The sequence below is a fragment of the Sphingomonas xinjiangensis genome (assembly GCF_014199255.1).
GTDB lineage: Bacteria > Pseudomonadota > Alphaproteobacteria > Sphingomonadales > Sphingomonadaceae > Sphingomonas > Sphingomonas xinjiangensis.
Window position 1 is genome coordinate 1 of record NZ_JACIJF010000016.1, and the last position, 11,658, is coordinate 11,658.

General features: G+C 59.4%; 10 protein-coding genes. 2 read left to right on the top strand and 8 right to left on the bottom strand.

Annotation, left to right across the window (positions count from 1 at the left end):
* Positions 1-272: 272 nt before the first annotated feature.
* From FHT02_RS17405 to FHT02_RS17415, 3 genes are all read right to left on the bottom strand, one after another.
* Positions 273-1,127 carry a pepsin/retropepsin-like aspartic protease family protein gene (locus FHT02_RS17405; RefSeq protein WP_184090709.1) on the bottom strand — a complete coding sequence of 285 codons (855 nt, stop codon included), beginning with the start codon at positions 1,125-1,127 and terminating at the stop codon, positions 273-275.
* Positions 1,128-1,220: 93 nt separating this feature from the next.
* Positions 1,221-1,916, bottom strand: coding sequence for an HAD family hydrolase (locus FHT02_RS17410; protein ID WP_184090712.1), 696 nt, complete (start codon positions 1,914-1,916; stop codon positions 1,221-1,223).
* A gap of 458 nt (positions 1,917-2,374) precedes the next feature.
* On the bottom strand, positions 2,375-3,199 hold the full coding sequence (locus FHT02_RS17415) for a metallophosphoesterase (protein ID WP_184090715.1): 825 nt from the start codon (positions 3,197-3,199) through the stop codon (positions 2,375-2,377).
* A gap of 253 nt (positions 3,200-3,452) precedes the next feature.
* On the opposite strand from FHT02_RS17415, the gene FHT02_RS17420 reads away from it, so the two are divergent.
* The gene (locus tag FHT02_RS17420) at positions 3,453-4,133 is read left to right on the top strand and encodes an AAA family ATPase (protein ID WP_246352494.1); all 681 of its coding nucleotides are present in this window, start codon (positions 3,453-3,455) and stop codon (positions 4,131-4,133) included.
* 425 nt (positions 4,134-4,558) lie between these two features.
* On the opposite strand, the gene FHT02_RS17425 is transcribed toward FHT02_RS17420, so the two are convergent.
* A complete protein-coding gene (locus FHT02_RS17425; RefSeq protein WP_184090718.1) occupies positions 4,559-4,957 on the bottom strand; it encodes a hypothetical protein in 399 nt (132 codons plus the stop codon).
* Between the two features lie 716 nt (positions 4,958-5,673).
* Positions 5,674-5,964: a hypothetical protein gene (locus FHT02_RS17430; RefSeq protein WP_184090721.1), complete on the bottom strand. Its 291-nt coding sequence runs from the start codon at positions 5,962-5,964 to the stop codon at positions 5,674-5,676.
* 81 nt (positions 5,965-6,045) lie between these two features.
* Between FHT02_RS17430 and FHT02_RS17435 the strand changes: the two genes are divergently transcribed.
* A complete protein-coding gene (locus FHT02_RS17435) occupies positions 6,046-6,279 on the top strand; it encodes a hypothetical protein (protein ID WP_184090724.1) in 234 nt (77 codons plus the stop codon).
* Here FHT02_RS17435 and FHT02_RS17440 read toward each other — a convergent pair.
* The 3 genes from FHT02_RS17440 to FHT02_RS17450 form a co-directional block, all read right to left on the bottom strand.
* Entirely contained in the window at positions 6,276-9,326 is a 3,051-nt protein-coding gene (locus FHT02_RS17440; RefSeq protein ID WP_184090727.1) for a conjugal transfer protein TraG N-terminal domain-containing protein, read from the bottom strand. The two genes, FHT02_RS17435 and FHT02_RS17440, sit on opposite strands and share 4 nt — an antisense overlap.
* Before the next feature lie 14 nt (positions 9,327-9,340).
* Entirely contained in the window at positions 9,341-10,744 is a 1,404-nt protein-coding gene (locus FHT02_RS17445; protein WP_184090852.1) for a conjugal transfer protein TraH, read from the bottom strand.
* 71 nt (positions 10,745-10,815) lie between these two features.
* Positions 10,816-11,595: a conjugal transfer protein TraF gene (locus FHT02_RS17450; RefSeq protein WP_184090854.1), complete on the bottom strand. Its 780-nt coding sequence runs from the start codon at positions 11,593-11,595 to the stop codon at positions 10,816-10,818.
* Between the last annotated feature and the right edge of the window lie 63 nt (positions 11,596-11,658).

An 11,658-nucleotide genomic window follows, 5' to 3' on the forward strand; every position in this document is an offset into this window, starting at 1 on the left:
AGTAATGTATTGTCGCTTCCCAATCCACCACACCGGTGCCCTTGCGGCAGCGGAGAGTAGCCTTCGCCTGTTGACTCAGGCCGCGATAGAGAAGCGGCCGTTCCGCTTCCGCCCAACACCCGACGTTCAGGACGTTCGCCGCGGCTCGCGAAAGCGGTTATTCGTTCATTCGATCCGAATCAGAACGATAGGCGCGGCGCGCTTTGACGCAGGTTCCGTTCCGGCTGAGATCGGCCGAGAAGAATCGGCCGAAGCAGCCAAGCCGTTGGTTGTTATTGCTGGGCGCTTCGCTTGGCAGCAGCGACCCAAGCCAAGCCTCGACGGAGATCCAAGGTGATGATCCAATTCTTCAGGAATGGCATGCCTAGATTACCATCGAGTATAATATCGGGCGTGAACGCGTCGGCGGTCTGCACCTCGACACCATCAGCGATAGCGAACCGCGCCCGCTGTTTCGTCTGCTTGTTCGGATCCAGCCCGACGAACTCAGCGACGTGTTTGCCCACGAGCACAGTACCCCCGTTTCCGGAATCCAGTTCCATCCACACCGGACCTTTCGACGTGGGCACCTCGACTAGTACAGCTAGTGCGAGCCCCTGTACCTCCCGGCTTAGTCGCACCTTTAAAGCTTTCATCGATGCGACACGGTGCGAGAGACTGGCCTCGCTTTCGATCGTTAACTCTCCGCTCGCCAGATCAAGCGTGATGGCCTTTCCATCGAACATATTGAGCGATGCCAGGCCGTCGAGTTCAGCATCGAGTGGGTTGAGTTTACCAAGATTGATAAGCCCTACCGCAGGTGGCGCTACGCGATAGCCAGGTAGCTCGATAGCAACCTCTGAGCAGCGGGCGGTGTCACCCCGATCTCCAAACATTCTAAAGCCTGTCAAGCGTCCCCATGGAGTGCAGCCAGCTTGCGTCACAGTGTCCCGTGACAGCAAGGTCAAGCCACCTGCAGTATCGAACAATAGGCGGCGAGGTTTGCCCGCGATCGTCACCGGCAGCACCCACCTGGACCGCCATTGCTCTAACTTAACGCTTGTCTCCGGAGTGGCCTGTACCTGTACCTGTGCCGCAGCAGGGACTGAGAGCAGCAAAGCGATCAAAAATGTGACAACGATGTGCATATCGTTTCCTCCAAGAAACGAAGTTTTTATTTAGCCGAAGATTAACAGCAGACAACCACCCGATCCGCACGTCGAGAGGTAAACGCTAGCGCTCTAACGAATGGTGTTAATCAAATCAGGCAACTCCGTGAGGCTGTTCAGTTGCCGGAAGCGAGGGTGATTGGCTGGCACTGCCGCCTTCTCGTGGACCCAAGCACCCTCTTGCGGGATGAAAGCTGCCCAGGCTCCCGCTTCAAGCGCTGGGGTGATGTCCGAGCGGAGCGAGTCCCCCGCCATCAACGCCTCTTCAGCAGCTACGCCCTCCTTCTTGAAGATCCGGCGGAATGTGTTAGCCGTCTTGTCACTTACGATCTCGATCCCGCTGAACCGGTCTCCGAGTCCGGACGCGGCCAGCTTGGCTTCTTGGTGAAGCAGGTCTCCCTTCGTGACGAGGACGAGACGTCCCTTGGAAGCGAGTTGGGCCAAAGTATCCGCAACTCCGTCGAAAACCTCAACTGGATGCGACAGCAATGCGCGACCGGCAGCAAGAATGTGGGCGAGCATCTCCTTAGGCAACGGGTCGTCCGCTAGTTCTAGCGCAGTCTCTATCATCGACAGGGTAAATCCCTTGGCGCCGTACCCATAAAGCTTCAGGTTTCGCGCTTCGCACGCATTCAGTTGTTCTCGCGCGATATCGCGGGAAGCGAACGGCGCAATAAGATCGAGCAGAGCATCTTCGGTCGAGTTGAAGTGCCTCATGTTGTGCCAAAGCGTGTCGTCAGCGTCGAGGCAGATGAGCTTGATTGTCATACGACACAGCTACCTAAGCCGTCGCTCTGGCGCCACGCATGAATTATGCGCTCAGCGCCATTGACCCCCTGGGCGAGCGACTGAACCCCATTCAGTCGTACTCCCTAGGCGGCCGATTGACGGCCCCACTTCCTTCGGGGAAGCGTTCTGAGCGCAAGTTTGTTGCCGCCGAATTCGTGGACAGGTGCGCTTACACCGTCCGACCACCCGCAAGCGGAACGGCAGCTATCCACCCACTAGCAGACATTCTCCATCTCAGGCCGCATGGGCAACGCACACCGCCGCGAGAGCGTCGCCGTCGGTGCGATCCCCGTGACGTAGAAGGGGCCTTCAACGCGAAAGATATCGTACCAGCTATGTGAGACGTGGCTCCTCCTGGCTGGCAGTGCCGCACTAGCCCCCTCCCCCGTGTCCGCTGAACGATCCCCTTTCGGACAGTCACGGTACCATGTCGGGTGCTACGGCGAATTTAGGGTGACGATCCACATGTCAGGGACAGCCCCAAATCGGAGCGGCAACAAGCTCGTTCCCAAGCCCGCCCCTACAATGAGTGTTTTGGCATCCTCGGTGACGACGCCACACGCGTATTTGGCACCATGCTCCGACATGTAGGAAATGGCACCAACGAGAGGGAGCCTTATCTGCCCGCAATGAGTGTGCCCTGCCAGCATAAGCTTAACTCGTGAAGGAACGTGCGGAAACGGGTCGGGACTGTGGCTCAGTAGGATTGGCGCACCTCCGAGAGCATCCATTGCGCGCAAGGTGGCGCCCAGATCATCGTGGCCGGTGAAGGCGTCGTCCAGACCGCCTATTACCAGGGGTCCGGCTCGGACGGCGTTGTTGCTTAGCACATTGATGCCGGCCCGTAGCATAGCGGCCTCCGCCGCTCTGGCGTCTCGCCAATGGTCGTGATTACCCAGGACGGCAAAGGTGCCGAAGCGACTGCGGAGGTCCCGCAGCGGCGAGACCGCCTCGCCGAAGGAGAAGCTCCTGGTTGCGAAATGCTTGTCGCTTATGAGATCACCGGCGATCAACACTGCGTCGGGACGAAGGGCGTTTGCCTGCTTAACAATATGAAGCAGCCGTGTGGGCGACATGTCAGGGCCGCCCACGTGGATGTCGGAAAGTAGCAAGACACGGAGCTGCCTGTCGGAACTGCCGGGAGGCACCAAGTTGACCTCAGCATCGCGGACGACAGGACTCGAAGTGGCCGTCCAATAGCCCCAAGCCAAAGCCGCGGCTCCGACGAGGGCGGTGAAGGCAAGAATCCGTTTGATCGTCATCCTGCGGGACCATAACCTCATCGGGCAGGCACGCGCACGATGAACTGCGATGGAGCCCAACTCTCCCCAGCACTCTACCGCGATTTGGACGAAAAATCGAACCGCCTGAAGCGTAATCTGCGCCGGCAGGTCCATCCAGCAGCGATGAGGCTACCACCACGACAGCCATTTGGATATTAAAATACCGGTAAATGCAGGTGGGATGCGCTTGACGGACCTAATGCCCTTTTGATAGTCAGGGCACATCCTTTTAATGTTAAAAGACGATGGACCCATGATTATAACGGTAGGAAACACCAAGGGCGGCGTCGGTAAGACCACATTAGCGGTGCAAATCGCTATCGCGCGGGCGATTGCCGGAAGTGACGTGTGGTTGATCGACGGCGATCGGCAAGGCACCGCGGCCGCAGCAATAGCGGCAAGGGCTCAGGCGGGCCGGCAGCCAGGCATCGCCTGCGCCCAATACCCCGAAGGGCCGGCGCTACGAGGGCAGGTCCAGCAGCAAGTTGGGAAGTGGCAGGACATCGTGATCGACGCCGGGGGGCGTGACTCGACAGCGCTTCGCGCCGCGCTGGTCCTGTCCGACGTCCTTCTAGTTCCGTTCGCACCCAGGTCTTATGACGTCTGGGCACTGGATGACATGGCGGCCCTCATTGATGAAGCCCGAAGCGTCAGGGATGGCCTTCGTTGCTTTGCTGTGATGAATCAGGCGGATCCTGGAATCAAATCGACGGACAACGCCGACGCGGCTGCGGCGGTGGCTGAGGTACCGCAGTTCGAATACCTCCCCTCCCCCATCCGACGGCGAAAAGCGTTCAGCAACGCCGGTGGTGCGGGGCTCTCGGTATCCGAGCTCCCCACAAAAGACCCGAAAGCCATAGCAGAACTCGATACATTAGTTGCATCCTTGTTTAATGTCCAAAGCATGTCCTAAGAAGGTCCTATTACCATGGCTATTACAAAGCGCCCTAAGGTTAGCGATGAGGCTGCTACGGAGGCTTTCATCAGCGCAGCACCTGACGGATCAAAGACCGGTATCGCAGATCCCGCCCCTCTGCCTCGTGTCTACGAGAAGGGAATTCAGAAGGGAAACAAGCGGCAGATCACCCTTACCATCAACCCGGAGCTACTCAGGCGAGTAGACGAGACAGCCACAAAGACTGGGCAAACTCGCGCAGCGCTCATAAATCTCGCCATCTTCCAAGCCCTCGAAGGCAACGTGTTTGGACGTTAAAAGGCGATCCAAATAACCGTGTTCGGAGGTCTCGAAGGGCCGTTATGAGGGCACGTGTCTGCGAAGACGCTGCGCACGGGCTCAGCTAGCTCGAGCACCGATCGGTGGATATGCGCCGCGTGATCTCAGGACGAGATACGGCATTCCTCTTCGCTCTCAGTGTCGATCGGCGGTATGCCGGCGGTCTCGTCCGAGGTTTGCACTAGCGCATGCCCTGACACTCGGTCGATTGCGTAGTTGTTTCGCATGACACGAGGGCCAACAAGGGTCGACATTCTTCTCTCCCACGCGATCACGAACTTCTTTGGTGAGACCCGGACCGTAGCCACGCCGTCAAACGGATCATCCTTGAAAGCGCGGTCCACCACATCAGCGGTGTCACCGCTGCCAGCGAACTCAAAGTCAGCGTAGCGACACTCGATCCTCACCGGAGATTGGACTCCCGGGGTGGTTGGAGCGGCGTTCGCCGCCGCAGGTGTGACCATAAGACCCAACACCAAGGTTGCCGCTTCCAAAGCACGCATCGGGTTGCTCCACCGCCTTGAGTTTAATCCGCGACATACCAGCCAAGCGCCAGGACATCCCGAACAACGACAATCATACCGCAATTTGCCTGCAGATGGGTAGCACCAGTCCACGCCGGCTGCGCGGCGTGCTAACGAATCATTTCCCGTGCACGGCTTAGATGATGGCGTGCACTCCTTAGGTGCCGTCTACCCCGCGCGCACGCCCTCCGAAGATCCCTGCTGCCACCTCTCGCCGGCTGAGACAGAATAACCTCCAACCTCTCTCCACCTTTACAACACGTTTGTCGGACGATGGATATTGGGGAGAACGCCATGTAATATTAAAATAACCTCGGAAGCACGTGCAGGTAACGTACTTTGATCCATCGGCTTCGCAGATTAGACGAGGCGGCGTGACGCTTATGAAGCTTCAACACGAGCGGTTCATTGCCGCTTCGGTGGGGGCCTCGCAATGCATGGCGGTAGGTCTACGCAGGGCAGGCGGGGCAGGGGAGGAACGTAAACACTTCCGGTCCACAACTAGGTATTGCATGTTAAAAGGATATGAAAGGCATCGCGGAACAGGGGCAGGCGACACTCGTATGCCGGGGGCCGCGGGCTTAGTACGAGCCGCATCAAACGCGGGCGCGCCGATTAGGCCAACCCACGGCTTAGATGTCATGTGCACGGCCTAGAGGTCTACGTGCATCCCGTAGGCGGTTTACACCTGCAGCTCACTGCCCGCTTAGGAATAGAACGAGTGCTAAAGACACCACAAAGAGCGAGAGCCAAATCGAGATTTGACCGTAGATGTGAAAGACGACGCTGAGCCAGCTGAACCGCCTCTTCAGCAAGATGCCGCTACCAACAGCCACGAAAAAGGCAATTGCCGTTGGCGCACCGATCGACGGTGCTCGGCGCAGCGACGCCTCAGCGAGAGGCATAAGGCCCATTACGCCAACAAGTAGCCACGAGAAAAACAAAACAGGGCTACGTGGCGCTTCTGGGTAGAAGTGTTTCTCCATCGGCGCATTATCCTTTCACGCTTATTGGCAAAAGCTCTACATTTCGGTAGATTCACGCCCCGTCCGTTTGTGGAGGTGGGTATGACGTTTGACTCAATGCGCCCCGTGTTTCGCAATAACGATCCGACAACTAATGACGTGCTGTTTTATGAGCGCCCGCCGTTGTCATGGATGGAGTCGAACCAGACCGGCTTTCAAAACACCGCGTGGCGAACCGTCAGCTGGAAAACGTTTTGGCTAGTTGCCACGCCGGTGCTCCTCCTGCTGTTTAGCGTTGCGGCTTATGCCGTCTATGCCTTTGTCAGGAGTCATTAACCTGCTGTTTGTAGGTGGACGTGCCGATTGTCGGGCTTCTTCCTGTCGTATTCGTACTGCACGAAGTAGCCGCTCCCCAACTCCCGTTGCAGCGTTGCGGCCCACTGCTGCCCCTCAGCAACTGAAATAGTGTTGGCGCGAAGATCAACGGCTTGATCCTGATAGTGCCGGCTGTGGGCTTTATGCTTGCTATCATTCCCCGACGTGATGACCGGATCCGGCAGTCCCAATCTCTCGGCGGTCGAGGCGATCGCGGGCAGCGCTGCAACGATCCTTGGGTCTAGGGAGTCGACATCAGCCGATCCTTTAACCGACAAGCCGTTGTCGCGGATGGACTCTAAGGGCGCGAGCGTCGAACGCCCGACGGGAAAGGTCGCCGAGCGCGAGCCCGGACCTCCGTCGTTCATATTGGAAACATCCGGTGCACCGACTTGCCCGCCGCCCCGATAGAGCTTCTCGACATCACCGGCCTGACCTACATCGGGGATGACCATATCCTTGAGCGCTGGATCGGCTAGTGCCTCCTGCAGGTCAGCCCGGATACTATTACTACGCTCGGTTAGAAACCTTTGAATAACGGCGTTACGAGCCCCCTCTTGAACTACATCCAAGCCAGTCGCGTGGAGTGGGGGTAGGAACCCGTTACCGGCGCCCTCACTCTCCGCTTTCCGATAGAACTCCTGCAACTCATTTGAGAGGTTCTGTGAGATGGCAAAGCCGTTCGACTCTGAGTAGCTAGCGCTTTGCTCCAACGAGCGACCGAGTTCACGATAATGCTTTGCCTGCTCGGTGTACGACTGAATCTTGCTCAGCGTCTCCTCGATAGCTTTAGACTGCACATCGCTTACTGAGGATCGCTTAAACTGCTCAGCTTGCGAGAACGTACCCTCAGTGGCGCTGCCGCTGAGGCTCAGGGATTGTTCTCCCGAGATTCCCTTCGTTTGCGCGACACTGTTGTCGACGCTGGTGTGCTCCGACCTTCCCTTAGACGTGGTGTCGGCGTTCGTAGAACTGCGATCCCAGCCCAGCTTGCCGGTGACACCTGCGCCGACGCCAGCGTTTGGCCCTGCTCCCGGAGCTCCGGCGCTAAGACCTGCGTTTGCGCTTAATTGTCCTCCGACGCCTCCCGACCACGTATCAGCATAGTTAGTGGTCTCTGCCGTATCGTTGTGAGTGCGGACTCCCGATCCCCTCGATGCGCGGTTCTCGATGGAGTTCCGCTCAGAGAGCGACGCCTGCGCCCGAGCTTCGGTGCCAGTGCCGGAGCGGCTTCCTGAACTGCTGCCGTTCCCTGAAACGTTCTCTATAGAGTGAACAGACGAGTTCCTGATTGAATTGAGACGCTGTGTGGCATTTTGCGCCGCCCGCTCGAAGCCTTCGGCGATTCTATACGACAGCGATGCATTCTGCGCTTCAGTCGCTGTAGCCGCTCGAGAGCCAGTGGGGGTGAACGGAAGTCGCGAGATTGCCGGCGTCGAGTCGATTGCAGTGTGGCCATCGGCGAAAGTCGTGGAAACTGACCCGTCCGAGCCCCTATAAGAGAACGCAGGCTGTCCCGTTGAAAACGTTGGCGCATCTGAGTATTGATTACTTTGACGCATGTTAGAGGTACTGTTGGCGAAGCTGACGTTGCCATAGGAGTAATTGCCAGTAGTCTGCTCCAGCGCTGCGGCCTCAGCCGCATTCTGTGCCGGCGCAAGGATCGACGTTGCCTGGTTGGAAACACTGAGAGCCCCTCGCGCCAATCCACCAGCGATAAATGGCACGCTCATGAGCATGAAGCCGGCGATCGTCGCGGTCTCGGCGTTGACCGCACCGATCCCAGCAAAGGTGTTAAGCGCCACGCCGCCCTCGGCCATACCTTGAGCGGCCGATTGCCCGCGCGACATGCAGATCATGTGGAGGATGACGTAAAGCGGTCCCCAGGACGCGAGATAGAAGAAGCCGGTGACATAGCCTTTCAGCGCCGCAACGCCGGTCTGCGGCATCAGGAAAAGCGGGAAGATCACCGGGAACATGGCGTAGAACACGACGGTCAGAACGACGTTCAGGATCGGCACCCAGCTCATGGCTTGCTGCGCGATCGAGTTGTAGGTGTTCCGGGCCTGTATGTCGGCGCGCGTGGTCGCAAAGGTGTCGATCGCGGCTGACCCGGCGCCGCCTGCCATGGCGTCGCGGGCCTGCATGAACGCGTTGATCGCGCTCATCTGGCGCATTGTCCCAGCGTAGTCGCTCGAAGCGCCGGTGAAGGCAGTGTTGGCGATCGGCACGTCCGCACGCAGCTTCGCTGCGGCAACAGCGGTCGAAAGGCGAGGGTAGGCCTCTTTGCCCCAAAGCCCAGCATGAGCATCAAGGATTGGCCCCCATCGCGAGGATAGAAGATCATAGGCCTGACGGCAGGTGATGATGCTGCTCGTGACCGATCCTGCGGAGTTATCAAGCCAAGGTTGGGAGCGTGCCGCCGAACCTGGTCCGAGGTCCTGCCAAAGGTCCTTAGACGATGCGAGCCCGGTCAAAGACTTTTGATGCAGCATGATGTCGCCGAACACGCACTGCTTGAAGTGAAGCTGTAGGTTGGTGACGAACTCAGCGTCCCGGATCTGGAAGTTGCGCGTCGCATCGAACAGGCGCGATCCGTAGATCATGCCGTTGGTCGAGTAGTTTAGCTGCGAGGGCATCACGAAGACGGTCTCGGCCGTCGTGGTGAGATAGTCTCCGACCTGGCTCGTAAAGCTCGCCATGGTGGCCAACCCAAGGGGAACGTTGGCAACTGTTGCAGGGGCGAGGCTCGGGTTGATCCGGTCCGTGACCTTCACGTCCACCGTCGGGACCATGAGGCACGAATAGATGAGCGTGGAGCCGAGGAACCAGTTCAGCCAAGCTCGCACGTTCATAGTGAATGCGACGGCGAGAAGGGCATAGACAAAGCCTATGACCAGCACGACTTTGATTAGAGATTTGTAGCCGCCGCCACCCGTCCACGCGGCAACCGCGTTAAACGTGTTGACGATGTACTCGCCTCCGCCAATCGTGAAGACCTCAACCATCGAGCCAATCTCCCTTAGTTGAGCCCCTGGGCGTTGAGGCCGCGCGAGAAGTTCAGCGATGCCGCCATTCCCGGCGACATCGAGTTTTGGAGCGTGGTTTCGAGCATCATTGTGCGGTTCACGATCTTCTCGGTGACGTCGATCGTGTCCTTCAGCTTGTACTGGCGCTGCGAGTATTTCTCCCGCGCCTCGCGCAGCTGATCGCGCCATGTGGCCGCGGTTGCCTGATCGGCGGGCTGGAACTGCACCTGAGCCTGCGTCACCCGATCGAGCATGTTGTCGATCATCGAGCCTATAAGGCTCACTGCGACGATCTCGGCAAGCCTATCCTGGCTGGCTTCGTCAGGGGTTTGGTGCGCAAGGTTCTCGACCGCGAGGATTTTATAGAGCGGCAGGGACGTCATGTTCAGAAGCTGGATCTCGGCCGAGGTCAGCGCCGTATCCGTCCGGATCTTGCTGCTCATCGACGTGATCATCGTCTTCACGCGCTCCCGCAGGCCTTGGGCCTTCGAGATGCTGAGGTTCTGCTCGGTGACATTCAGGCACTTTTCGGTGTCCGTGCACTTGAGCATCTTCACCGGCGTGCCCTGGGTGCCATCGAGCAGTGCAGTCACCACCGCTTCCTCACCAGGTCCAAAGTAACGGATCGAGGCGGCACCCTCCGCAGAGCTGGTATCAGTGTTGACGACCACGGTGCCGACAAGCGTCATGAGGTACTCGGAAAATTCGGTGTCGGTGCCGCCGAACTTGTTCGACCGCTTGATGGCTTCCCATGTGTAGTTTCGTGGCTCGCCGGGGATGTGCTCGGCCATCTTGGGGTCGGTGTTGCTGGCAAGGATGGAATCCATCTCGCCGTCGCTGCCACAACCCTGACGCGACCTCGCCCAATCCGAGAACTTGCCCTGCGAGTTGCCGATCGAGGTGCAGATGGTCGAGCGCGCGCCCGTCATCTTAGGCCAGACCGAGCCGACCAGGCCCTGCGCTGCCTCGCACGACGAAATGTTCATCTGGTTCATCTGCTGGGCGGCCTGCTGAAACTCGCCCATGACCTTGCTGATCTGGGGGCTCACGCTGTCGATCGCCAGCTTGAAGGCGAAGCCAAGCGCGTTGTTCGCGGTCGCCTTCAACATCGCCACCATCTCGGCGGCATTGATGAAGGAGAAGGACCCGGTGAAGAGATCGATGCCACCGCAGCCTGCGCGTGCGCTGGGCAGCTGCAGGTTGAACGGCGAGACACTCTTCTGGGGGAAGCGGGTCCAAACGTTGCCGCCAGTGTAATAGCCGGCTGACTGGCCCTGATAGGCCGAAGGTCCTGTGACGTTGGCGGCTCCTCCGGTCTCGTTGAAGAAGTTGTTCATCTGCCCCGCAACATCAGCACGCGCGATGTCGGTGTGGATCAGGCCACCGGCAGCAACCATCGCGATGCCGGCGGCAAGCCGCCTGCGGAAGGCGCGGAAGTATGAGGGGCGAGGGGAAGGGGAGGCAAGCATCAGTAGTCACTCCCGGGCTTGGTTGCGGTGAGGGCGAAGATCCGGTCCATGATCTCGTCGGCCGTCATGATGCCGAAGCCGATCGGAACGGTGCGTTTGGTGCGGGTGTCGAAGAGGACCAGCGCCGGCGTCGCGTTGCCGGGGACGCCCATGCGGGCGCGTTGCCCTGAATCCACGACGTAGTTCGGGAAGTCCTTGCTCGGCCCGCCATCCATCGAGACCGCCATCACGGCCATGCCGTTGCTGTCGGCGACCGACCGCAGGATCGGCCCGAAGACATCGCAGGCGCCGCAGCTCTGCGCGAAGAAGTAGAACATGCCGTAACGCTGGCTGAGCTGGGCGAGCACCTGGGCGCGATCGGCCTTGCGGTTGTCGGTCCAGGCACGCTTGCCGACCGTCGAGACGGGGCGCTGGAGCGTGTAGTCGATGTCGGGGTTCTGCCAGAGCGCACGCTGCCAGGTGTCGGAGAACAGCGAGGCGCGATCGAGCTGCTCACGCTGGAAGCGGACATAGGCGATGATGTTGGCCTCGGTCGGCTCGAGCACGGCGCGGGCCTTCAATTCATCGAGCTGCTTGGTGATCGCCGCGAGGCGCTCGGTAGCCGACTGCTGCGGAGCCGACGGGGCAGGGGCCTTTGGCTCTGCGGCCTTGGGACGCTCGCAGTAGAACCACTGCCCAAGCCGCCGCTCACGGCAGTAGAAGTCGTCGCCCTCTTGCCCTGGACCATCGAGGGCCTGCGGCGCCTCCTGTTCCGTCTCTTCCTGCGCGCTGCTGCTCATCACAGCCTCTTCGAACGACTGCGCGGCAACCTGCGAGGGTGCTGCCAAGGTCATAAGGAGGGC

What these genes read in the sequence shown, in the direction of transcription:
- FHT02_RS17405 (WP_184090709.1), bottom strand. Translation starts at nt 1,127, where the DNA reads ATGCACATCGTTGTCACATTTTTGATCGCTTTGCTGCTCTCAGTCCCT.
- FHT02_RS17410 (WP_184090712.1), bottom strand. Translation starts at nt 1,916, where the DNA reads ATGACAATCAAGCTCATCTGCCTCGACGCTGACGACACGCTTTGGCAC.
- FHT02_RS17415 (WP_184090715.1), bottom strand. Translation starts at nt 3,199, where the DNA reads ATGACGATCAAACGGATTCTTGCCTTCACCGCCCTCGTCGGAGCCGCG.
- FHT02_RS17420 (WP_246352494.1), top strand. Translation starts at nt 3,453, where the DNA reads ATGTTAAAAGACGATGGACCCATGATTATAACGGTAGGAAACACCAAG.
- FHT02_RS17425 (WP_184090718.1), bottom strand. Translation starts at nt 4,957, where the DNA reads ATGCGTGCTTTGGAAGCGGCAACCTTGGTGTTGGGTCTTATGGTCACA.
- FHT02_RS17430 (WP_184090721.1), bottom strand. Translation starts at nt 5,964, where the DNA reads ATGGAGAAACACTTCTACCCAGAAGCGCCACGTAGCCCTGTTTTGTTT.
- FHT02_RS17435 (WP_184090724.1), top strand. Translation starts at nt 6,046, where the DNA reads ATGACGTTTGACTCAATGCGCCCCGTGTTTCGCAATAACGATCCGACA.
- FHT02_RS17440 (WP_184090727.1), bottom strand. Translation starts at nt 9,326, where the DNA reads ATGGTTGAGGTCTTCACGATTGGCGGAGGCGAGTACATCGTCAACACG.
- FHT02_RS17445 (WP_184090852.1), bottom strand. Translation starts at nt 10,744, where the DNA reads ATGGTTGCTGCCGGTGGCCTGATCCACACCGACATCGCGCGTGCTGAT.
- FHT02_RS17450 (WP_184090854.1), bottom strand. Translation starts at nt 11,595, where the DNA reads ATGAGCAGCAGCGCGCAGGAAGAGACGGAACAGGAGGCGCCGCAGGCC.